General features: G+C 74.6%; 21 protein-coding genes. 10 read left to right on the top strand and 11 right to left on the bottom strand.

Annotated features, from left to right (window positions below; all coding sequences use genetic code 11):
- Positions 1-53 precede the first annotated feature (53 nt).
- From IF651_RS01905 to IF651_RS01875, 7 genes are read right to left on the bottom strand one after another with little or no spacing between them, the layout of a single operon-like run.
- Positions 54-3020 carry a DEAD/DEAH box helicase gene (locus IF651_RS01905; protein WP_191827372.1) on the bottom strand — a complete coding sequence of 989 codons (2967 nt, stop codon included), beginning with the start codon at positions 3018-3020 and terminating at the stop codon, positions 54-56.
- A 39-nt stretch (positions 3021-3059) separates the two neighbouring features.
- Positions 3060-4085: a diacylglycerol/lipid kinase family protein gene (locus tag IF651_RS01900; RefSeq protein ID WP_191827371.1), complete on the bottom strand. Its 1026-nt coding sequence runs from the start codon at positions 4083-4085 to the stop codon at positions 3060-3062.
- A 43-nt stretch (positions 4086-4128) separates the two neighbouring features.
- Positions 4129-4872 (bottom strand): twin-arginine translocase subunit TatC, encoded by a 744-nt coding sequence (gene tatC, locus IF651_RS01895; RefSeq protein ID WP_191827579.1) that lies wholly within the window; start codon positions 4870-4872, stop codon positions 4129-4131.
- A 36-nt stretch (positions 4873-4908) separates the two neighbouring features.
- A complete protein-coding gene (tatA, locus tag IF651_RS01890) occupies positions 4909-5208 on the bottom strand; it encodes a Sec-independent protein translocase subunit TatA (protein WP_191827370.1) in 300 nt (99 codons plus the stop codon).
- A gap of 43 nt (positions 5209-5251) precedes the next feature.
- The gene (locus IF651_RS01885) at positions 5252-5578 is read right to left on the bottom strand and encodes a hypothetical protein (protein ID WP_191827369.1); all 327 of its coding nucleotides are present in this window, start codon (positions 5576-5578) and stop codon (positions 5252-5254) included.
- Positions 5579-5588: 10 nt separating this feature from the next.
- On the bottom strand, positions 5589-6563 hold the full coding sequence (locus IF651_RS01880) for a WYL domain-containing protein (protein WP_191827368.1): 975 nt from the start codon (positions 6561-6563) through the stop codon (positions 5589-5591).
- The gene (locus tag IF651_RS01875) at positions 6556-7641 is read right to left on the bottom strand and encodes a helix-turn-helix transcriptional regulator (RefSeq protein WP_191827367.1); all 1086 of its coding nucleotides are present in this window, start codon (positions 7639-7641) and stop codon (positions 6556-6558) included. The genes IF651_RS01880 and IF651_RS01875 overlap by 8 nt, the downstream gene beginning before the upstream one ends.
- Before the next feature lie 35 nt (positions 7642-7676).
- Here IF651_RS01875 and IF651_RS01870 point away from each other — a divergent pair, with 35 nt between their 5' ends.
- The 7 genes from IF651_RS01870 (at position 7677) to IF651_RS01840 (ending at position 13860) form a co-directional block, all read left to right on the top strand.
- Positions 7677-8870 carry a DUF3866 family protein gene (locus tag IF651_RS01870; protein ID WP_191827366.1) on the top strand — a complete coding sequence of 398 codons (1194 nt, stop codon included), beginning with the start codon at positions 7677-7679 and terminating at the stop codon, positions 8868-8870.
- On the top strand, positions 8867-9679 hold the full coding sequence (locus tag IF651_RS01865) for a DUF4129 domain-containing protein (protein ID WP_191827365.1): 813 nt from the start codon (positions 8867-8869) through the stop codon (positions 9677-9679). Before IF651_RS01870 ends, IF651_RS01865 begins: the two co-directional genes overlap by 4 nt.
- Positions 9676-10221: a hypothetical protein gene (locus IF651_RS01860; RefSeq protein WP_191827364.1), complete on the top strand. Its 546-nt coding sequence runs from the start codon at positions 9676-9678 to the stop codon at positions 10219-10221. The genes IF651_RS01865 and IF651_RS01860 overlap by 4 nt, the downstream gene beginning before the upstream one ends.
- Positions 10222-10271: 50 nt before the next feature.
- Positions 10272-11246, top strand: a complete 975-nt coding sequence (locus IF651_RS01855; RefSeq protein WP_338403701.1) for an AAA family ATPase — start codon at positions 10272-10274, stop codon at positions 11244-11246.
- Entirely contained in the window at positions 11243-12616 is a 1374-nt protein-coding gene (locus IF651_RS01850) for a DUF58 domain-containing protein (protein WP_191827362.1), read from the top strand. The genes IF651_RS01855 and IF651_RS01850 overlap by 4 nt, the downstream gene beginning before the upstream one ends.
- Positions 12613-13176: a hypothetical protein gene (locus tag IF651_RS01845; RefSeq protein WP_191827361.1), complete on the top strand. Its 564-nt coding sequence runs from the start codon at positions 12613-12615 to the stop codon at positions 13174-13176. Before IF651_RS01850 ends, IF651_RS01845 begins: the two co-directional genes overlap by 4 nt.
- 105 nt (positions 13177-13281) lie before the next feature.
- Complete coding sequence (locus tag IF651_RS01840; RefSeq protein ID WP_191827360.1) at positions 13282-13860, top strand: Dps family protein; 579 nt, start codon at positions 13282-13284, stop codon at positions 13858-13860.
- A 214-nt stretch (positions 13861-14074) separates the two neighbouring features.
- Here IF651_RS01840 and IF651_RS01835 read toward each other — a convergent pair whose 3' ends face one another.
- Positions 14075-14773 (bottom strand): hypothetical protein, encoded by a 699-nt coding sequence (locus tag IF651_RS01835; RefSeq protein WP_338403700.1) that lies wholly within the window; start codon positions 14771-14773, stop codon positions 14075-14077.
- Between the two features lie 134 nt (positions 14774-14907).
- Here IF651_RS01835 and IF651_RS18115 point away from each other — a divergent pair, with 134 nt between their 5' ends.
- Positions 14908-15309: a YigZ family protein gene (locus tag IF651_RS18115; RefSeq protein WP_191827359.1), complete on the top strand. Its 402-nt coding sequence runs from the start codon at positions 14908-14910 to the stop codon at positions 15307-15309.
- 27 nt (positions 15310-15336) lie between these two features.
- On the opposite strand, the gene IF651_RS01825 is transcribed toward IF651_RS18115, so the two are convergent.
- On the bottom strand, positions 15337-16764 hold the full coding sequence (locus tag IF651_RS01825) for a UTP--glucose-1-phosphate uridylyltransferase (RefSeq protein ID WP_191827358.1): 1428 nt from the start codon (positions 16762-16764) through the stop codon (positions 15337-15339).
- A 79-nt stretch (positions 16765-16843) separates the two neighbouring features.
- Between IF651_RS01825 and IF651_RS01820 the strand changes: the two genes are divergently transcribed.
- Complete coding sequence (locus IF651_RS01820) at positions 16844-18376, top strand: lipase maturation factor family protein (protein ID WP_191827357.1); 1533 nt, start codon at positions 16844-16846, stop codon at positions 18374-18376.
- Positions 18377-18439: 63 nt separating this feature from the next.
- On the opposite strand, the gene IF651_RS01815 is transcribed toward IF651_RS01820, so the two are convergent.
- Both IF651_RS01815 and IF651_RS01810 read right to left on the bottom strand, forming a co-directional pair.
- Positions 18440-19060 carry an L-threonylcarbamoyladenylate synthase gene (locus tag IF651_RS01815; protein ID WP_191827356.1) on the bottom strand — a complete coding sequence of 207 codons (621 nt, stop codon included), beginning with the start codon at positions 19058-19060 and terminating at the stop codon, positions 18440-18442.
- 140 nt (positions 19061-19200) lie between these two features.
- Complete coding sequence (locus IF651_RS01810; RefSeq protein ID WP_191827355.1) at positions 19201-20265, bottom strand: threonine ammonia-lyase; 1065 nt, start codon at positions 20263-20265, stop codon at positions 19201-19203.
- Between the two features lie 91 nt (positions 20266-20356).
- Here IF651_RS01810 and IF651_RS01805 point away from each other — a divergent pair, with 91 nt between their 5' ends.
- The gene (locus tag IF651_RS01805) at positions 20357-21226 is read left to right on the top strand and encodes a LysR substrate-binding domain-containing protein (RefSeq protein WP_191827354.1); all 870 of its coding nucleotides are present in this window, start codon (positions 20357-20359) and stop codon (positions 21224-21226) included.
- Positions 21227-21236 lie beyond the last annotated feature (10 nt).

The following is a 21236-nucleotide window of genomic DNA, read 5'->3' as shown; positions in this document are numbered from 1 at the left end:
GTCCTTCACGATACCTCCCCACCTGCGAGGTTCGTCCCGCGGGTGGCCGCGGTTCAGACGCTCGAGTAGGCGACGACCCCGCGCCGGACCTTGTCGATCGCCTGGATGGCGGTGCGGCGCAGGGCCGGCGTCGGTGCGGCGCCGGCGAGCTGGTCCAGGACGTCGATCACCTGCTTGCACCAGCGCACGAAGTCCCCCGCTGCGATCTCCGAGCCGCGCAGCACGGCATCGAGGCTGCGACCGGCGGCCCAGCGGTGCACGGCGGCGACGAGTCCGAGGTCGAGCTCGCCCGTGGCGTCGAGGCCGTGGTCGCGCTCGAGGTCGTCGACCTGCGACCACACGCGCACCGTCTCGTCCAGGGCACGGGCGAGGCGCCCGTCCGGTCCGCCCGGCACGTAGGGCTCGGCGCCGTCGTCGCGGCGCGCGGAGTACACGCACGTCGACACGGCGGCGGCGAGTGCGGGTGCGTCGAGCTCGTCCCACACGCCGCGGCGCAGGCACTCGGCCACGAGCAGGTCGTTCTCGGCGTACAGGCGCCGCAACCACTGACCGTCGGACGTGACGGTCAGCCGGTTCCCGGCGGCCGCCGCCGCTGCTGCCCCCTCACCGGTCTCGGCGTCGACGAGCTCGCCGACCGTCCCGCCCTCGGCGGGCGAGCCGTCGCGCAGGTATCCGAGGGTGCGCAGCACGTCGCACGTGCGGTCGAACAGCGTGGCGATCGAACCGGTGCGACCCTGCACGCGGCGCACGATCTGGTCGTGCTCCTTCTTCAGCTTCTCCCAGCGCTCCGCCCACCGGGCGTGGTCCTCGCGGTCGGGACAGCCGTGGCACGGGTGCTCGCGCAGCTGGGCGCGCAGCCGGCTCAGCTCGGCGTCGTCGGCGGCGGCCGCACGGGCGCGGGGGGCCTTGCCGGGGCGCTGACCGGGCTCGTCGAGCGCGCCGAGCGCGTTGCGCAGGCTGGACGCGAGGTCGCGTCGCTGGGCGGGGACGCGCGGGTTGAAGGTCTTGGGGATGCGCACGGTCGCGACGGTGCGGATGCCGCCCGGGGCGTCGGCGACGGTGAGCTTCTTGACCTGGCGGTCCTGCGTGAGGACGGTGGGTCGCGGACCGTCGAACCCGGCCCCCTCCCCCCGCTCGAGCACGACGACGTACCCGGCCCGCCGGCCCGACGGGACCTCGACGACGTCTCCGGGCCGCAGCCGCTCGAACGCGGCGACGACCTCGGCGCGGCGCGTGCGGGACGCCGCGCGCGACAGGTCCTTCTCGCGTGCCGCGATCCGGCGCCGCAGGCCGGCGTACTGCGTGAAGTCGCCCCGGTCGCACGTCATGGCCTGGGCGTACCCCTCGAGGGCCTCGGCGTGCGCCTGCGCCTGCTTCGCGAGCCCGACGACCCCGCGGTCGGCCTGGAACTGCGCGAACGACGTCTCCAGCACCTCGCGCGCCCGGTCCCGACCGACCTGCGCGACGAGGTTGACCGCCATGTTGTACGTGGGGCGGAAGCTCGAGCGCAGCGGGTACAGCCGCTTGGACGCCAGGCCGGCGAGGTGCACCGGGTCGAGCCCGGCGTGGTCGACGACCACCGCGTGCCCCTCGACGTCGATGCCGCGCCGCCCGGCCCGCCCGGTGAGCTGGGTGTACTCCCCCGGTGTGACGTCCACGTGCGCGGTGCCGTCCCACTTGACGAGCTTCTCCAGCACGACGGACCGGGCGGGCATGTTGATGCCCAGCGCGAGGGTCTCGGTGGCGAACACGACCTTGACCAGGCCGCGGCTGAACAGCTGCTCCACGGTCTCCTTGAACACGGGCAGCATCCCGGCGTGGTGGGCGGCCACGCCGCGTGCGAGTGCCTCGGCCCACGTCCAGTACCCGAGCACGTCGAGGTCCTCGGGCGGGATGGCGGCGCTGCGTTCCTCGACCACGCTCCGGATCTGCGCCTCCTCGGCGGGTGAGGTGAGCCGCAGCCCGGCCGTCAGGCACTGCGCGACCGCGCCCTCGCACCCGGCGCGGGAGAACACGAAGTAGATGGCGGGCAGCAGCGCGTCGGCGTCGAGCGAGTCGACGACGGCGAACCTCGCCGGGGTGCGGCGCGCCCCGAGGCGGTCGGGGTGGACCCGGCGGCCGCCGCGACCCCGGTAGCCCCGGTCCCCCCCACGACCGGGCCCGCCCCTGCCGCCCGGACCGGACGCGCCGGTGCGCGGCGCGGCGCGGAACGCGGCGAGCAGGTCCGGGTTGATCGGTGGGTTGACGCCCGGGTTCGTCGGGTCGACGTGCCCCGCGTACAGGTCGAGCAGGTCGGCGCCGCCGACGTGCGGGCCGCGGGCGTGGACGGGGCCGGCCGGGTTCGCGGTGGGGTTGGCGGACGCGACGAGCACGTGCTGCCACAGCGGGACGGGTCGGCGCTCGCTGACGACGACGGCGGTGTCGCCACGGACCATCTCGAGCCAGTCGCCGAACTCCTCGGCGTTGGACACGGTCGCGGACAACGAGACGAGCTGGACGTCGTCGGGCAGGTGGATGATCACCTCTTCCCACACGGGTCCGCGGAACCGGTCGGCGAGGTAGTGGACCTCGTCCATGACGACGAACGCGAGCCCGTCGAGGGTGGGCGAGCCGGCGTACAGCATGTTGCGCAGGACCTCGGTCGTCATGACGACGACGGGCGCGTCCCCGTTGAGGGTGGTGTCGCCGGTCAGGAGGCCGACGTCGTCGGGTCCGTAGCGGCGGGCGAGGTCGGCGTACTTCTGGTTGGACAGCGCCTTGATGGGGGTGGTGTAGAACGCCTTGCGCCCGCCGGCGAGGGCGAGGTGGACGGCGAACTCGCCGACGACGGTCTTGCCGGCGCCGGTGGGTGCGGCGACGAGCACGCCGCGGCCCTCCTCGAGCGACTGGCAGGCCTGTTCCTGGAACGGGTCGAGGGGGAAGTCGAGGATCTCGCGGAAGTCGGCGAGCTGGGTGCGGGACGCCTGCTGGCGCGCGCGGGAGGCGGCGTAGCGGGCGGCGGGCGAGGAGGCGTCCGTCATGCGTCCAGCCTACGGGCCGCGGGCCGGGCCGACGCGGGCTCAGCCGGGGGTGAGGACCCCCAGCGCGCCCGGGACGACCTCGACCCGCACGGGCAGGGGCCCGAGGTGCTCGCCGTCGGCGTAGGCGTGGGGGGCGGGTGCGCCGGCCGCGGTGGGTTCGAGGAGGACGACGCGGGCGCGCAGGACGCCGACGCCCGGGTCCTGCAGGTGCCGGCCGGAGTACATGCCGGGGAAGATGCGCGCGGCGCCGAGGCGGGTGAAGGGCCCGGCGACGACGACGTCGAGCAGTCCGTCGTCGATCGCGGCGTCCGGTGCGATGCGGATGCCGCCGCCGATGCGCGGTCCGTTCGCGACGGCGACGAGGGCGCCGGGCGACTCCCACACGAGCTCGGGGCCGTCGGGTCCGGGTGCGGCGCGCAGCGGGACCCCGGCGAGCTCCGAGATCGGTTCGTCGGGCGCGCCGCCCTGGGCCGGACGGACCCCGCCGAGGGTGATGCGGTAGCCGTAGGGGCGGTACCGGGTGATCTCGCGCAGCGCGGAGCGCGCGTAGCGGGCGCGGCCGCGCGGCCACGTCGAGGCGTTCGCGTGGGCGTTGACGGCGGCGTCGACCCCGGCGGACAGCACCCCGGCGTACCAGCGGGGCTGCGGCAGGTGCGCGGCGGTGACGCGGGCCGCGTCCACGGCGTGCACGTCGTGGCGCCCGCACGCGTCGAGGAGCGCGTCGATGCACGGTCGGGGTCGGCCGGTCGGCAGGCCCAGGGCGTGCGCGAAGTCGTTCCCGGTGCCGACGGCGACGACGCCGAGAGGGACACCGGTCGCGGCGACGGTGTTGACGCCGAGGTGGACCATCCCGTCGCCGCCGACGACGACGAGAGCGTCGAGCCGAGGTCGTCCGCGGCCGTCGACCGCGGTGCGCGCGCTCTCCTGGGCGAGGGCCAGGGTCGGTGCCGACAGGTCGAGGACGTGGTGCCCGGCCGCGCGCAGCGCCACGAGCGTCTCGGTCCCGGCGTACCGCCCGCGACCGCGCCCGGCGGTGGGGTTGACGACGAGCCCGACGGTGCTCATGCCCGTTCACCGCGCCGTGGACGGCGCCCGGTCAGCGCAGGGATCACAGGGCGAGCCGTGCCGCCTCGCGCTTGTCGGCGCGACGGTCGTGCAGGTAGGCGATCCCCAGCGCACCGAAGTACAGGGCGCAGATGGGCAGGGCCACGAAGATCATCGTCAGGGCGTCGGGGGTGGGAGTCATGACCGCGGCGAACACGAACGCGATGAGCACGGCCCACCGCCATCCCTTCGCGATGCTGGCCGCTCGCAGCAGCCCGGCGAAGTTGAGCACGACGAGGATCACAGGCATGACGAACGCGATCCCGAACGCGAGCACGAGACGCATGACGAAGCTCAGGTAGCCCTGTGCGTCGGCGAGGTTGGACGCCCCGTCGGGCACGAACCCGGCCAGGATCGTCACGGCGTGGGGCAGGACCCACCACGCGAGGAGGGCTCCGCCGAGGAACAGCGGGACCGACGCGCCGAGGAAGCCGAACGCGTAGCGGCGCTCCTTCGACGTCAGGCCGGGCGTGATGAACGCCCACAGCTGGTAGAGCCACCACGGGCAGGACAGGAACACGCCGAGGAACAGGGAGACCTTGATCTGCATGTCCAGCGCGGACGCCAGGCCGGAGAAGTTGAGGCGGATCAGCTTCCCCTGCTCGCGCGCGGCCTCCTCGAGGGGTGCCTGCAGCGCCGCCAGCATGGGCTGGTAGACGAACCACGCGACGAGCGCGCCGAGCACGAGACCGATCGAGGTGAGGAAGAGTCGCTTGCGGAGCTCGAGCAGGTGCTCGCGCAGGGGCATGCGCCCCTCGGGATCACGGGGTGGACGTGCCACCGATCACCTCTGCGGGGCGTCGTCCGACGGCGACGTCGACGACCCTCCGGGCACGGTCGGTGACCCTGTGCCGTTCGTCGGGGTACCGGGTGCTGCGGTGGTGGTGGTGCCGTAGGGCGCGGCCTCGTCCTTCGCGGCGTGCCCGTCGTCGTCCTTGTCGTCGCGCAGGTCCTTGACCTCGCTCTTGAAGATCTTCAGCGACTGCCCGACGCTGCGTGCCAGGTCCGGGAGGCGGCGCGCGCCGAAGAGGAGCAGGACCACGACGACGAGCACGATGATGTGCCAGGGCTTCAGCATGCCCATGGGTTACTCCTCCTTGAGGACCGAGGTACGACGTGCTCCGAGTCTACGCGTTGAACACGCGCCACCGTGCCCACACCTTCTCGTCGCGCCGGCGCCGCACGACCCGGCGCTCCGCCCGTTCGCCACGCAGCGCGGCGACGCGTGCCTGGAGCACCTCCGGGTCGTCGAACAGGGTCGGCCCCGTCGACGGGGCCGACTCGGCCTGCTGGCGGGACAGCTCGTCGACCCGTGCGCCGAGCTCGGACGCGACCTGCGAGGCGCGCGACAGCTCACGGCCCAGCGCCTTGAGGGACCGCCACAGCCGACGGCCCAGGAAGAACGCGCCCACGAGCGTGCCCACGACGAGCAGCGTCCACACCCAGAACCACATGCCGCCCACCCTATCCACCCGAGGCCGGTGGCAGGTCGGCGTACGCGGCCAGCGCGCAGCGCGCGGCGTCGCGCACGTCGTCGACCAGGGACGCGGGCTCGACGGACAGCACGTGCCGGGCACGCGCGAGCAGGAGCTGGCGCAGCCACACCGGGTTCGTCACCCGCAGGCGCACCTCGAACGCCCCGCCCGGCAGGTCCCGCACCGACTCGACCGGCACCTGCTCGGCCACGGCGCGGGCCGGGCTCGCGAACGTGATCGTCGCCAGCGGTGCGTCGCCGGTCGGGGTGAAGTCCACGTCGGGGTCGACGTCGTGCCCCTCGACGGGCGTGTCCAGCTCGACGGCGTCGAGGATCCTGTCGACCCGGAACGTGCGCCGCCCCTGCGCACGGTGGCACCACGCGAGCAGGTAGGCGTGCTCGTCCTGGGTGTGCAGGCTCACCGGGTCGATCTCGCGCTCGGACTCCTCGTCGGACGCGGTGACGTACCGGATGCGCAGCCGGTGCCCGGCGGCCAGCGCGGACGAGACCACGGCGACGACGCGGGGCTCGCCCTCGGGCGCGAGCCGCACGTCCAGAGCCGCCGCGGCCTCCCCGGTCGCACCCGTGAGCTTGGCCAGGACGGACTCGACGACGCCCGCACGCTGCGGGTCCGCCTGGACGGCGCCGGTCTCGCGCATGGCACGCAGCGCGGCGACCAGCGCCACCGCCTCGCGGGTGCCCAGGCGCAACGGCCTGGTCATGCCCCGGGCCTCGGTGAGGCGCACCACGCCGCGCTCGATCGAGTCGGCGTCGAAGTCGATGAGGTCGTCCGGCCAGTACCCGGGCGTACCGGAGACCCACAGGGCGTCGACGTCGTCGAGGACCTGGCGCTCGCTGACCCCGAACCGGTGCGCGAGATCGCCCACGGGCACCGGCCCGGCACCGTCCAGGAACGCGACGATGCCCAGGAGCCGTACGAGCCGGTCGTCCGCGCGCTCAGCCACCGGTCGCCTCCCCGGACCCGTCGGCCGCGACCTGCGCGCCGAGCGTCGACGCCTCGCGCAGCCGACGCACGACGACGTCCCGCAGCTCGGGCGGACCCAGCACGAGCACCGCGTCGCCGTAGGCCACGACCTCGTCCGCCAGCGCCGCGCGCACCGAGTACGGCACCTCGAGCACGTCGCGGCCCGGGGTACGTCCACGTTCGCCCGGTTCCGACGCCGCCATCGGCCCCACGAGCGTGCCCCGCACCCGCAGCGCCGCGGCCCGCTCCGGCACGACCGCGAGCCAGGCCACGCCGCCGGACCGCCCAGCACCCAGCAGCGCGTCGACGTCGACCTCCGCGGGTACCTCGAACGCCTCGCGCGGGCCCGTCGCCCGCACGCGCCCCTCGACCCGGCTCAGCCGGTAGGAGCGCGGTGCCCGACGGTCCTCGTCGAACCCGACGACGTACCACCCGCCGCGCCGCGCCGCGATCCGCCACGGCTGCACGCGGCGCACCCGTACCTCGCCCGTGCTCGCGGCCCGGTACGTGAACGACACGGCCCGCCGCGCGGAGATCGCCTCCAGCAGCGTCGAGTACGCCTCCCCGACCGCTCGCACCCGCGGGACCAGTCCCGAGACCGCGTCCATCGCGGTCTCCCCCGCGCCCGCCGCGCGCAGCTTCGTCAGCGCGCGCGAGATGTCGGTGCGCAGGGTCTTGTCCTGCCAGAACTGTGCCGCCAGCGCCAGCACGCCCAGCTCCGCGGGCGTGAGGTCCACCGGGGGCAACGCGTACGCGTCCTGGTCGATCCGGTAGCCCACCTCGTCCGCGTGCCCACCCGCGTCGACCGTCACGATGGGGATGCCCAGCTCGCGCAACGTGTCCTTGTCCCGCTCGAACATCCGCTCGAACGCGTCCGGCGACGGCGCGTCGCCATACCCTGCGACACCGGTGCGGATCTGCTGCTTCGTCATCGACGCGTTCGTGTTCACCAGGGCGATCACGAGGTTGAGCAGCCGCGCAGCCGGGTTCGCCGACGACGCCGACGAGGCGGACGGGGCCGGGACCGGCGCGGGGGCGGGAGCAGCAGCGGTGGACATTGGGCCCAACGCTAGCGCTCGATAGGGTGTGCGGCGTGATCACGTGGCGAACAGCACGGGTGGTGTCGCACGGACGCGCCTGGACCGGCGCGCAAGAACTCACCGTCGAGCTCGATGACCCGCTGCCCGGGACGAACGACCCCAGCAGCCCGGACGCACGCGCCGTCGCCCCCGGGGTCACCGTGCGCGCCCTCGCCTACACCGACCTCGTCGCCACGCCCGACGTCGACGCCACCGTGCTCCTCAACGTCTCGGCCCTCGCCCGCGGCCTCGGCACCGGAGGCTACGCCCTCGTCGTCGGCCCCGCCGCACCCGGGACGCCCCTGCCGCCCGACCCCGCGCCCGGGCCCGGCCACCTCGTCAAGGCCCGGTACACCCCCCTGCAGGCCCTCGTCCTCGGCGTCGACGAGCAGGAGTCGCCCCACCACGACACCCTGCGCGGCGCCGACGACCTCGACCACCTGCCCGTCGTCGTCGCCGACCTCCACTCCGCCCTGCCGGCCGTCGTCGCCGGCGCCCGCCACGCCGCGACGCTCGCCGGCAGGCCCGCACCCCGCATCGCGTACGTCATGACCGACGGCGGCGCCCTGCCCGCCGCGTTCTCCCGCACCGTCGCCACCCTGCGCGAGTCCGGGTGGATCGACACCACCATCACCGTCGGGCAGGCGTTCGGCGGGGACCTCGAGGCCGTCACCGTGCACACCGGGCTCCTCGCCGCCCGTCACGTCACCCACGCCGACCTCGTCGTCGTCGCCCAGGGCCCCGGCAACCTCGGCACCGGTACCCGGTGGGGCTTCTCCGGCGTCGCCGCCGGGGAAGCGGTCAACGCCGCCGCCACGCTCGGCGGCCACCCGGTCGCGTCCCTGCGGGTGTCCGGCGCCGACCCGCGCGACCGTCACCGCGGCGTCTCGCACCACTCCCTCACCGCGTACGGGCGTGTCGCCCTCGCGCCGGCCGACGTCGTCGTGCCCGCACCCACCCCCGACCTCGGACGCCTCGGCACGTGGGGCGCCGACCTCACCCGGCGCATCACCGAGCAGGCCGACACCCTGTGCGCCCCCACCGGCCGCCACCACCGCGTCGACGTCACCGCCGACGCCGCTCTGCTCGCCGCGCTGCGCACCACCCCCGTGCGCCTGTCCACCATGGGCCGCGACCTCGACGCCGACCCCGCCGCCTTCCTCACCGCCGCCGTCGCCGGCATCCACGCCCACCGGCTGCTCCCGTGACCGAGCCACCCCCACGGCACCAGCCCCTCCGGGACCGGCGCCCGGGTCCGCGCCGGCTCGTCCTCGTCGCCGCCCTCACGCTCGCCGCGCTCCTCGCCGCCGCCGCCTCGACCCCCTGGCGCTGGACACCCCCCGACTGGCTCCGCGGCGCCCCCGTCGCCCCACCCGGCTCCGACGTAGCCACCGCTCCCCCGACCCCCGCACCCACCCCCGAGCCTCCCGCACCCCCTCCCGAACCCGGCGGGCTCTCCCTCGGCGACTACCTCCTCGCGATCAGCGCCCTCGTCGCACTCGTCGCCCTGCTCGCACTGTTGCGCATCCTCGCCCGCAACCGGACCGCAGCCCCCCGTCGCGCCCCCGTCACCGCCACCCCGGGCGCGACCAGCACCCACACCGACGCCGACGCGGTCCTGCCCCACCTGCGCGACGCCGTCCGCACCGCACACGACGAGCTCGACCCCGACGTGCCCCCGCACGACGCCATCGTCGCCGCCTGGGTCACCCTCGAGAACGCTGCGGCGCTCGCGGGCGCGGAGCGCGACCCCGCGCAGACACCCACCGAGTTCGCCACGCGCGTGCTCGAGCGCACGCCCGCCGACCCCGCCGCCGTCACGCGGCTGCGCGGCCTCTACCACCGGGCCCGGTTCCGCGACGGCGGCGTCGACGCGCACGACGTCGACACGGCGCGTGCTGCGCTCGCGCGGATCGCCACGGACCTCAGCCTCGAAACCGTCGGGACCGCCGACATCGCCAGCTCTGACGGCCTCGCCGCCGCCGGCCCGTCGTCCGCGCACGACGAGCGACCATGACGTCACCGCGCACGCGGTGGAGCACGCTGGACGCGCGGACACGCCGCGCCGCCGCGCCGACGCTCGTGGTCCTGGCAGCCGGTGCCGCGGCCGTCATCATCGGCGCCTCCTGGGAGCACGTGCTGATGCTCTGCGCCGTCGCGGTCGCTGTCGCGCTGCTGTGGTTCCGGGTCGACCACGGCGGCGACGCCACGTGGTCACGACCCCCGGACGTCGCGCGCGAGGGTGCACGGCGGGACGTGTCCGAGCTCGGCTGGGCGATCGTCGGCCGGGACGGACGGGTGCGCGAACGCGCGGCACGGCGCGTCCTCGCCCTCGCCGAGCACCAACTCGTGCGCCACGGCGTCGTCGACGGCCTCGAGACCCCCGAGGCCCTGGACGCCGCCGCCCGCCTCCTCGGTGCACGCACGTCCGCCGGGCTGCAGCGGGTCGCCGCCGGCGGCCAGACGCCCACACCGCGAGAGCTCCAGAGCTGGCTCGACGCGATCGAACGACTCGCCCCCACCCCCCGGACCACCCGCCACGAAGGGACACCCCGTTGAGCGACGCCCTGACACCCGAAGCCGCCCCGAGCGCGGCCGAGGCACTCCCCGTGACCGAGATCGCAGCCCGCGGGCGGCGGATCCTCGACGAGGTGGCGACCGTCGTCGTCGGCGTGCGCGGCACGCTCACCCTCGCGCTCGCGGCCGTCCTCGCCGGCGGGCACGTGCTGTTCGAGGACGTCCCCGGACTCGGCAAGACGCTCGCGGCGCGCAGCCTCGCCCGCACTCTCGGGCTCGAGTTCGCCCGCCTGCAGTGCACGCCCGACCTCCTGCCCTCGGACATCACCGGCTCGTCCGTGTTCGACCCCGCGACCAGGACCTTCGAGTTCCGGCCCGGCCCGGTCTTCACCGGCATCTTCCTCGCCGACGAGATCAACCGCACCGCGCCCAAGACCCAGTCGGCGCTGCTCGAGTCGATGGCGGAGCGGCAGGTCACCGTCGAGGGCACCACCCGCCCGCTGCCACGACCGTTCCACGTCATCGCGACGTCGAACCCCGTCGAGTACGAGGGCACCTACCCGCTGCCCGAGGCGCAGCTCGACCGGTTCATGGTCCGGCTCGCGTTCGGCTACCCCGGGCGCGACGACGAGCGTGAGGTCCTGCACCGCCGCGTCGCGCGCCGTCACGACGAGCCGACCGTCGCCCGGGTCGTCGAGCCACGCACGGTGCTGGCGATGCAGGCCGGAGTCGAGGCCGTCGACATCGACGGGGACGTGCTCGGGTACTGCGTCGACCTCGCCGCCGCGACCCGCGAGAGCTCGGCGCTCGAGGTCGGGGCCTCACCCCGCGGCTCCCAGAACCTCGCCCTGCTCGCGCGCGCCGTCGCCGTCCTCGAGGGCCGCGACTACGTGCTGCCCGAGGACGTCAAGCGCGTCGCCGTCCCGGTCCTCGCCCACCGCCTCACGCTCACGCCCTCCGCCTGGGCGGGTGAGACGCGACCCGAGTCGATCGTGCGGTCGCTCCTCGAGAGCGTCGCCGGTCCGGCCACCGTCGGCGGACCGGCGGCAGTCGGCGGCCAGGGATGACGTCGCTCGGCACCGCGGGCACCCAGGCGCCGGTGTGGCGCACGACGACGACGTTCGCGTCCGGGGTCGTGCTCGGTGTCCTCCTGCTCGGGACGGGCCTGGTCGCGGGTCGGGCCGACGTCGCGCTCCTCGGGGTCCCGGCGATCCTGAGCGCGGCCTGGGGGTGGGCGCACCGGCCCGTCGGCACCGTGACCGCGGGGATACGCCTTGACCCCGACGCGCCGCTCGGCGTGCTCGGCGCGACGCTCCGGCTGGACGCCCCGCCCGGTGCGGAGATCGTGCGCTTCCGCGTGCTCGGGCCCTCGCGCCTGGAGACCGAACGCGTCGTGGCGACCACGTCCGGTGAGCGCGAGCTCGCGCTCCGCATGCCGTCCGCTCGGACGGGTGTCGAGGACACCTTCCGCGTCGACCACGTCGCGTACGGTCCGGAAGGGGTCGAGGAACAGGGTCCCGTCGTGACGACAGGTCCCCGACGCCTCGTCCTGCCGCAACCCGTCCCCCTGCGCCGTGTCCCGCTCGCGTCCCGGCTCCGGGGCCTGTCCGGCCCCCACACGTCCCGTCGTCCCGGCGACGGGACCGAGCTGCGTGACGTCGACACCTACCGGCCCGGTGACAGCACGCGCCGCATCGACTGGCGCACCACGGCACGGCGCTCCCCCGGTCTGGACGCCCTGTCCGTGCGCCGAACGTTCGCCACTGCCGAGGCGACGGTAGTGCTGGTCGTCGACTCGCGGGACGAGGTCGGTCCGGACCTCGCCACGTGGGGCGGCGTCGGATCCCAGCGCCCGGACGAGCCCACGTCCCTGGACCTCGCGCGCCACGCCGCGGCGTCGGTCGCGCAGGCGGTGCTCGACGGCGGCGACCGCGTCGCGCTCGACGACCTCGGGCGGGTGCGACGCCCCGTGCGCCCCGGCGCGGGGCGCCGGCACCTGCGCCGTGTCCTGCACGCGCTCGCGCTCGCCCGGCCGGCGGGCGACCCGACGGCACGCCACCGCCCCCCGCAGGTTCCCGCCGGGGCGGCGGTCTACCTCTTCTCGACGCTCCTCGACGACGAGGCGCCCCGCCTCGCGCGGGAGTGGCATCGGGCCGGGTACGTCGTCGTGGTCGTGGACACCCTGCCGCCCGTGACGGTCGCCGCGGCGTACGACCGCGTCGTGCTCGCCTGGCGCATCACTCGGCTGGAACGGGAGGACCGGGTCGACACGTTGCGCGCCGAGGGGATCGAGGTCGTGCGCTGGTACACCCCGGCAGATGCCGGCACCACCGGCGGGGGCGGTACCGCTGCGCGCGGCGCGTTCGAGGTCGCCGCGGCGCGCCACGAGCGTCGGGCAGGTCGCGGCGGGGCCGCACCGCGCGAGGGTGCGCGATGAGGATCCTGAGCCGGCTCTGGACGGTCCCGCACGGGCGGATCGCCGACGCGGCGCCGCTGCGGATCGACGTCGAGACGGCTCGTACCGTCAGCGGGTTGCAGGCACGCGTCGCGCTCCTGCTCGCCACCACCGGGCTGCTCGGGACCGCGCTCAGGGACTTCGCCGCGGTGGCGGGCGTGTCCTGGGGGCTCGCAGCCGTCGCGGGCCTGTACGTCGCGGCCTTCCCCAGGACGTCGGCCCCGCACGTCGTCATCGCCGTGGCCGGGCTCGCACTGCTCGGACAGGACGGCCCCTTCGACCCCGTGGCACTGGCCCTCGTCGCGCTCACCCATCTGGTCCTGCGCCTGTCCTGGTGGAGCGCGCACCTCCCGCTCGATGCACGGGCCGAGGTGCGCGCCGTCGTGCCCGACGCCCGGCGCCTCGTCCTCGTCCAGACCGCGGTGCAGGCCGTCGGTGTCGTCCTGTGGCTCGTCTCCGGCGGGCCGGGGATTCCCTTCGTCGCGGCACTGGGCGGTGTCGCGGTCCTCGCCCTCACCCTCGTCGTCCTGCCTCGGGACTGACGCGCACGGCTCCCGGTCTCGCGTCGTCGCGTCTCGTCCTGCGAGCACCGCGGCGACGGACCAGGATGAGACGTCCGAGCAACCACCGAAAGAGGAGGCGCGCCCATGGCCGCTCAGAAGGACCTGCCGAAGTACACCGTCCCGTCCCTCACGCCCGAGGAGGGCGCGAAGGTGGCGGCGATCCTCCAGGAGCGTCTGCACGCCCTCAACGACCTCCAACTGACTCTCAAGCACATCCACTGGAACGTCGTCGGTCCGCACTTCATCGCGGTGCACGAGATGATCGACCCGCAGGTCGACGCCGTACGAGAGATGGTCGACGCGATCGCCGAGCGCATCGCGACCCTCGGTGTCTCGCCCAAGGGCACGCCCGGGGCCATCGTCTCGGGCCGTTCCTGGGACGACTACGACCTCGGTCGGGCCTCGACCATCGCCCATCTCGGCGCGCTCGACGAGGTGTACGTCGGCGTGATCACCGCGCACCGCGAGGCGGCGACGGCGACCGAGAGTCTCGACACGGTCACGAACGACCTGCTGATCGGGCACCTGCACGACCTCGAGCTGTTCCACTGGTTCGTGCGCGCGCACCTCGAGTCCTCCGGCGGTTCGCTCTCGACCGGCGGCGCGAGCACGGAGACCGGCGCCGCGGCCGCAGCGGAGAAGAGCGCACAGGGCAAGCCCTGACCGCACTCTCCCACCTGAGCCGGGTGGGTCGCGGACGACCGACGCCACGAGGAAGGGCACCCCGCACCTGTGCGAGGTGCCCTTCCTCGTGAGCGGGTGCCCTATGGGCTGCTCTGCGGTTGTCGTGCGTGGAGGTCGTCATGGTGTTGGCAGGTGCTTGGCACACTATTATTAGCGGAGTATCGACACTCACCGACGCAGCACCACGAAGACCTCAGGGCTCCCGCGCGGTCTCACCCCCGAGCACGAGGTCTGCTGCCAGCGACTCCTCGCGCTCCGCCTCCGTGCCCAGACCTGGACCTTCTCCCCCACCCGGTCCTCCCGGACCGGATGCCCCGACCCACGCGCGGCGCACCTGCTCGAACCGCGTCGGCAAGGGTGACCGCACTCCCCCGTAGCGCGCGTTCGTCCGGTGCACGAACCGCCGCCACGACAGGACCAGGCCCTGCTTCGTGATCGGCAGGCCGCTCGAGACCGTGACGCCGTTGTCGTGGGTGTGGTGCACCGTCAGCAGGAGCGCGCGAGGGACGGAGCCCTCGAGGTCCGCCGCGAGCTCCTCCCGCACGACCATCCAGCGCCGCAGCACCACGACGACGCTCGCCGGCACGACGTGCTCACGCACCGTGCGGTGCTTGCCGTGCGCGAGCACCACCCGCCCCTGGCCCGCCCGTGCCGTCTCGGGGCCCAGGTCGATCGCATCGACCGCACAGCGCAGCAGGTCGGAGTAGCGCGCACCCGTCGCGCGCGTGAGCCCGACGATCACGGCCAGACGCACCGTCTCGGGCTTGGCCGCCTGGACCATCGCCTCGGTGGCGAGCAGTCTCCACACCCACTCGGCCTCGTCGAGCGACACGGTCGGACGGGGATAGCGGGTAGTGCTCGTGCCGGTGCTGTCATCACGTGCGATGCTCACGGCGGGATCCTACCGCTTGGCACACTATTACGACTCAAACGCGCCGAGAAGTGAGGGACCGTAGGGTTGGTCGGTGAGCAGGAGCGAGCTTCCGTCGACCGTCGCGGAGGCCGTCGGGCACGGCCGGCGCGCCCGTGCTCGACGTCCTGCGCCGCCACTCGGTCACCGACGTCGTCGCCGTCGTGACGCGCTGGTTCGGCGGCGTGCTCCTGGGGACGGGCGGACTGGTGCGCGCCTACTCGTCGGCGGCCTCGGGCGCGCTCGACTCCGCCCGTCTCGTCCGCCGCGGCGTCCGGACCGAGGTGACGCTCGAGGTGCCGCACGCGGAGTCGGGCCGCCTGCACGGAGTGCTGCAGGCCTGGGCGTCGTCGCACGACGCCGTCCTCGCGGGCGTCTCCTACGACGAGGTCGCCCGGTTCTCGCTCCAGGTCGCGCCCGCCGTCCTGGACCGGTTCGACGCCGACGTCGCGGCGGCGTCCGCCGGGACGCTCACGGCTCGCCGGGGCGAGGAGCGCGTCGTCGACCTCGACCGCTGACCAGCGACAGGCGACGGGCACCCGTCGCTAGTCGCTCACCCCGTCCGGTCCGACGACCGTGCCGTCCGGCACGCGCGCCGCACCACCCCGGTCGGTCAGGCTCGCGTCCGCGACCACCGCCACGGACGCGCCGAACGTCCAGTCCCCGCGCACCGTCAGGGACTGTGCGCCGCGCAACGACGGGGCGCCGTCGTCGAACCTCGCCTCGAAGCCCGCGACCGACTTGTAGTACGCCGGGTCGAGGTCGACGAGCGGCGCGTCGGTCTGCGCGACGAACCGGTACGCGTCGTCCAGCTCGTACACGTCCGAGCGCAGGACGAGCAGGTCGTTCGTGGTCTTCACGGGCAGGAACCGGTCGCGACCCACCTCGATGGCGACCGCGCCGCCGAACACCTCGACCGCCGCGCCCATCGCGGACTCGATCTGCACGACCTCGGGTGACGACGCATCCGTCGGGTCGACGGTCTTGGTGTTGCGGATCAGCGGCAGCTCGAGCACGCCGCCCGTGCGCTCGAGCTCGGCCGCGAGCGCCTCGAGGTCGAACCAGAGGTTGTTGGTGTTGAAGTACCGGTGGCGCGAGATGTCGGCGGCGGCGTCCGTGTCGGCGTCGAGGGTCTGGGCGGTCTCGCGCAGGACGATGCGGCCGTCGCTGCGCCGCACGACGAGGTGCCCGCCCTTGCGGTCCGCGGGCGTGCGGCGCGCGACCTCCGCGGCGAAGGGCGCGCCGGAGGCCGCGAACCAGCCCGCCATGGTCGCGTCGGGCGCGGCGCCGAGGTTGTCGGAGTTGGAGATGCTCGCGTACCGGTAGCCGGCGTCCCGGAGCGCTTGGAGGGCGCCGGAGGCGTAGAGGGCGGTGTACAGGTCGCCGTGGCCGGGCGGGCACCACTCGAGGCCGGGGTCGGCGGGCCAGTCGACCGGGGTGAGGTCGTCCGCCCGGAGCTTGGGCTCGCGGTTCTGCAGGAAGTCGAGCGGAAGCCCGTCGACGGCCAGGTCGTCGTAGGGGGCGAGCGCGGAGAGGGTGTCGTCGCGGGTGCGGAAGCTGTTCATGAGCAGCAGCGGCAGCGTGGCGCCGGTCGCGCTCCGTGCGGCACGGACCTGCGCCACGATGACGTCGAGGAAGGTGAGGGGGCCGGGGTGCTGCGGGTCGGTGTCGCGCACGGGCAGCAGCGACTTGGCGCGGTCCATGCCCATCGACGTGCCGAGGCCGCCGTTGAGCTTGATGATCGCGGTGCGTTCGAGCGCCGCTCGGGCCTGGTCGTCGGGGAGGTCGATCTCGTCGCGGCGTGCGACGTCGGTCAGGGGCTCGACGTCGGACTCCGCGATCATACCGGTCTCGCCGGACTCGAGGAGCCGGTAGAAGCGGGAGAAGACGTCGATCGCGGCGGGTGCTACCCCGGCGTCGCGCATGCGGTCGATGGACTGGTTCAGGCCGGTGCTCGTCGACGGGCTGCTCATGGCTCGATGCTAGGGCGAGCGGTGGGATCGCGCGCCGACATGTCGGGTGAGACGCGGGTCACATGCCTACGGTGGGAGCGTGGACGACGGCGGGCCGACCACGGTCGGCGACTGGTTCGGCACGTGGTTCTGGGCGGGTGACTACGACGTCGCGCGCGAGGTGCTGCAGCGCGGCACGGCGGCCCTGCTCGCGGTGGCGTTCGTCGTGGTGGTGCGCCAGTGGCGCCCGCTGCTCGGTGCGCGCGGGCTCACCCCTGCTGCGGTGGTGGTCGGTCGGTCGTCGTGGCGTGACGCGCCGAGCGTGCTGCGGTGGCGGGGCTCCGACGGGTTCGTGGTCTCGCTGGCCTGGGGCGGGGTGGGCCTGTCGTGCCTGCTCGTGGCGGGCCTACCGCAGCGGGGGGCGTGGTGGGTGACGACGCTCGCGTTCCTCGCGCTGTGGGTGGTCTACCTGTCGGTGGTGAACGTCGGCGGTCGGTTCTACGGGTTCGGGTGGGAGTCGCTGCTGTGCGAGGTGTCGTTCCTCGTCGCGTTCCTGGGTTCTGCCGGTGGGTCCGCCGCTCCCCCGCTGCTGGTGCTGCTCCTGGCCCGGTGGTGCCTGTTCCGGGTGGAGCTGGGTGCGGGCCTGATCAAGGTCCGCGGCGACCGCGCGTGGCGGGACCTGACGGCGTTGGACTACCACCACGAGACGCAGCCGTTGCCGGGTCCGTTCTCGTGGCACGCGCACCGGGCGCCGCGGTGGTGGCACCGCGTCGAGGTGGCCGGGAACCACGTGACGCAGCTCGTGGTGCCGTTCGCGTTCTTCGCTCCGCAGCCGGCCGCGAGCGTCGCCGGGGCGGTCGTGGTGGTGACACAGCTGTGGCTGGTCGCGACGGGGAACTTCGCGTGGCTCAACTGGCTGACGATCGTGCTGGGCGCGGCGCTGGTGAGCGACGGCTCCTGGGCGTGGGTGGGTGAGCGGCTGGGCGTCGTCCCGGCGCCCGGCGCCGCGACGGGGGTGCCCGACGTCGCGGGCGGGCCGGGCGGTCCCTCGTCGCTGGTCGTGGTGGCGCTCGGCGCCGCCGCCCTCCTGTTGGTGCTGAGCTACCGCCCGGCCCGCAACCTCGTGGCGCGGCGTCAGCTGATGAACGCGAGCTTCGACCCGCTGCGCCTCGTGAACGCCTACGGGGCGTTCGGGACGGTGTCGCGGCGTCGGGACGAGGTCGTGGTGGAGGGGTCGGTGGCCGCCACGCCCGGGTCGGGCGACTGGGTCGAGTACGCGTTCCGGGGGAAGCCGGGTGACGTGCACCGTCGACCGCCGCAGGTGGCCCCGTACCACCTGCGGCTGGACTGGCAGATGTGGTTCCTCGCCCTGGGCTCGCCGGGGACCCGGTGGTTCGAGGTGCTGCTGCTGAGGTTGCTGGAGGGTGATGCGAGCACGCTGCGGCTGCTGGGTGCGGACCCGTTCGCGGGCGTGGCGCCGCGGTGGGTGCGCGCGCGCCTGTTCCGGTACCGGTTCTCGACGCGTACGGAGAGGCGCGCCTCGGGGGCGTGGTGGGTGCGGCACGAGCTCGCGGTGCTGGTCGACCCGGTGGACCTGGCTCGGCTGCGATCGCTGCTCGGTCCCGTGGCGTGAGCGTCCTGCTGTGGCTCGGCGCCGCTCGACGCGGACCGTCGCTCGACGCCGACCCGGGGCCGTCTACTCGAACCGCGACGGGTCGCCCGCACCGACGCGCACGACCTCGGGGACGCCGTCGGACACGTCGACGACCGTGGTGGGCTCGCTGCCGCGCTCCCCGCCGTCGACCACCGCGTCGACGAGGTGGTCGAGATCTTCCTTGATCTGCCACCCGTCGGTCATGGCCTCGGACGAGCCGGGCATGATGAGCGAGCTCGAGAGGATGGGTTCGCCGAGTGCGGCGACGATCGCCTGGGCGACGGCGTCCTCGGGGATGCGGACGCCGACGGTCCGCTTCTTGGGGTGGGCGAGGCGGCGTGGGACCTCGGAGGTGGCGCGCAGGATGAACGTGTACGGCCCGGGTGTGGCGGCCTTGATGGCCCGGAACGCGGAGTTGTCGACCATGACGAAGTGGCCGAGCTGCGCGAAGTCCGCGCACACGAGCGTGAAGTGGTGCTTGTCCCCGAGGTTGCGGAGACGACGGATGCGCTCGGTGCCGTCCCGGTTGTCCATGCGGCACCCGAGTGCGTAGCCGGAGTCGGTGGGGTAGGCGACCAGGGCGCCGTCGTCCAGCATCGCGACGACCTGCGCGATCGCGCGGGGCTGGGGGTTGTCAGGGTGCACGTCCAGGTACCGGGCCATGCGTCGAGCCTACGACCGGGTCGGTGGTCCCGGCACGCGATCCGAGCGATGCCGACGCCGGGTCGAGAGCGAGTCCCGTCCTCGAGGTGCTCCCCGACCGGCTTGCTGCCGCACGCGAGCGGGGATCTCCGTCGTGGTGCTCAGGGGGCTGCTGCGGCGAGGACGCGGCGCAGCTCGGCGGGGCTCGCGTTGCCGCCCGTGCACACGACGCCGACGCGGCGGCCGGAGAACCGGTCGGGGTCGGCGAGGACGGCGGCCAGACCGGCCGCTCCGGCGGTCTCTGCCACCGTGCGTGCGCCGGTGAGGAACAGGCCTGCGGCGTGGTCGATCGCGTCGTCGGTGACGAGGACGAAGTCGCCGAGGTGCTCGCGGAGCACGGCCTGGGTGAGGGCGAACCCGCAGCCCGTCGCGAGCCCCTCGGCGCGGCTGGTGATCGGTCGGTTCACGAGCTCGCCGGTCTGCCAGGAGTCGTGCGCCGCCGGCGCGGCGTCGGACTGGACCGCGATCACCTCGAGGTCGGGTGCGAGCGCGCGTGCGACGAGGCACGCGGCCGCCGCACCGCTGCCCCCACCGACGGGCACGACGACCACGTCGAGGTCGGGAGCCTGCTCGAGCAGCTCGAGGTAGGCGGTGGCGACACCGGCCACGAGGTGCGGCTCGTTCGCGGCGCTGACCAGGCGCGCGCCGGTGCGGCCCGCGAGCGCCGTCGCGTGGGCCCGGGCGTCGTCGAAGGTGTGCCCGTGCAGGACGAGGTCGGCGCCGAGGTCGCGGACGGCCGCGGCCTTGGTCGGGTTGGGGTCGGTGGGCATGACGATGGTGCAGGGCGTGCCGGTGGCGCGGGCGGCGTAGGCGACGGCCTGGGCGTGGTTGCCGGTGGAGAACGCGACGACGCCCCGGGCGCGCTCGGCGGGGGTGGTGCGCAGCAGGAGGTTGAGGGCGCCGCGGACCTTGAACGCGCCGGTGGGGAGGAGGTTCTCGTGCTTGACGACGACGTGGGCGCCGGTGGCGGCGTCGAGCGGTGCGTAGCTGCGGACCGGGGTGGTCTCGAGGTGGGGCGCCAGGGTGCGGCGGGCGTCGAGGACGTCGCGCAGGGTCGGCGGCACGAGGGTGTCCCCGCTCGCCGGCGTCGCCGCCGGGGAGGGGGTGACGGCCGGGCGCGTCGCCGTGGGCTGCGTCGCGGTCGTCGGCGCTGCGTTCGAGGTCATGGTGTCCACGATCCTCCCGGCGGACCGATAGGTCCAATGCCTGTTATCGGTGAATGCATCGACCTGGTCTATGTGTTGCTAGCGTGGCGGCGTGGACCTGACGCGATTGCGAGTGCTGGCGGCGGTGGCGCGCGAGGGATCGGTGACGGGTGCGGCGCGGGCGCTGCACTATGCGCAGCCCTCGGTGAGCCATCACCTGGCTCGGCTCGAGGCGGAGGTGGGGGTCCCGCTCGTCGAGCGCGCGGGGCGGGGTGTGCGTCTCACCCCGGCCGGGGTGCTCCTGGCCGGCCGCGCGGAGGAGATCCTGGGCCGGGTGGGCGCGGCGCGCGAGGAGGTGGAGGCCCTCGTGGGTCTGGCGGCCGGTCGGGTCCGGCTCGCCGCGTTCCCGTCGGCCCTGGCGACGCTGGTGCCCGACGTCGTGGCCCGCCTCGCCGCGGAGCATCCCGGTCTGGGCGTCGGTCTGGTCGAGGCGGAGCCGCCGGAGGCGCTGGCGGCGCTGCGCCGCGGGGCGGTCGAGGTGGCCCTGGTGTTCGAGCACGACCGCTCCCCCGCAGACCTGGAGGGTCTGGTCGCGGTCCCCGTCCTCGAGGAGCCCCTCCACCTGGTGACGTCCCGCACCCAGGACGCGTCGCTCGACCTGACGCTCCTGTCCGACGCCGAGTGGATCGCGGGCTGCGACCGGTGCCGCGCCGATCTCGTGGGCCGCTGCGAGCGCGCCGGGTTCACGCCACGCATCGCGTTCGAGACGGACGACTACGTCGCGGTCCAGTCCCTGGTCGCTGCCGGTGCGGGCGTCTCGCTCCTGCCTGCGCTGGCGCTGCGTGCCCATCGCGACCCGCGCGTCCGGGCTCGGGTGCTGCCCGGTGCTGGACGCCGCGTGCTGGCCGTGACGTACGGGGACAGGCCCCCGCCCGCGGCCCGGGCGGTGCTGGCGGGGCTGACGACCCCGGCGGCGGACTGACGCCGGGACG

The organism is Cellulosimicrobium arenosum (assembly GCF_014837295.1).
Lineage (GTDB): Bacteria > Actinomycetota > Actinomycetes > Actinomycetales > Cellulomonadaceae > Cellulosimicrobium > Cellulosimicrobium arenosum.
This window is presented reverse-complemented; position numbering and strand designations above follow the sequence as displayed.

What these genes read in the sequence shown, in the direction of transcription:
- IF651_RS01905 (WP_191827372.1), bottom strand. Translation starts at nt 3,020, where the DNA reads ATGACGGACGCCTCCTCGCCCGCCGCCCGCTACGCCGCCTCCCGCGCG.
- IF651_RS01900 (WP_191827371.1), bottom strand. Translation starts at nt 4,085, where the DNA reads ATGAGCACCGTCGGGCTCGTCGTCAACCCCACCGCCGGGCGCGGTCGC.
- tatC (WP_191827579.1), bottom strand. Translation starts at nt 4,872, where the DNA reads ATGCCCCTGCGCGAGCACCTGCTCGAGCTCCGCAAGCGACTCTTCCTC.
- tatA (WP_191827370.1), bottom strand. Translation starts at nt 5,208, where the DNA reads ATGGGCATGCTGAAGCCCTGGCACATCATCGTGCTCGTCGTCGTGGTC.
- IF651_RS01885 (WP_191827369.1), bottom strand. Translation starts at nt 5,578, where the DNA reads ATGTGGTTCTGGGTGTGGACGCTGCTCGTCGTGGGCACGCTCGTGGGC.
- IF651_RS01875 (WP_191827367.1), bottom strand. Translation starts at nt 7,641, where the DNA reads ATGTCCACCGCTGCTGCTCCCGCCCCCGCGCCGGTCCCGGCCCCGTCC.
- IF651_RS01860 (WP_191827364.1), top strand. Translation starts at nt 9,676, where the DNA reads ATGACGTCACCGCGCACGCGGTGGAGCACGCTGGACGCGCGGACACGC.
- IF651_RS01850 (WP_191827362.1), top strand. Translation starts at nt 11,243, where the DNA reads ATGACGTCGCTCGGCACCGCGGGCACCCAGGCGCCGGTGTGGCGCACG.
- IF651_RS01845 (WP_191827361.1), top strand. Translation starts at nt 12,613, where the DNA reads ATGAGGATCCTGAGCCGGCTCTGGACGGTCCCGCACGGGCGGATCGCC.
- IF651_RS01840 (WP_191827360.1), top strand. Translation starts at nt 13,282, where the DNA reads ATGGCCGCTCAGAAGGACCTGCCGAAGTACACCGTCCCGTCCCTCACG.
- IF651_RS01825 (WP_191827358.1), bottom strand. Translation starts at nt 16,764, where the DNA reads ATGAGCAGCCCGTCGACGAGCACCGGCCTGAACCAGTCCATCGACCGC.
- IF651_RS01815 (WP_191827356.1), bottom strand. Translation starts at nt 19,060, where the DNA reads ATGGCCCGGTACCTGGACGTGCACCCTGACAACCCCCAGCCCCGCGCG.
- IF651_RS01810 (WP_191827355.1), bottom strand. Translation starts at nt 20,265, where the DNA reads ATGACCTCGAACGCAGCGCCGACGACCGCGACGCAGCCCACGGCGACG.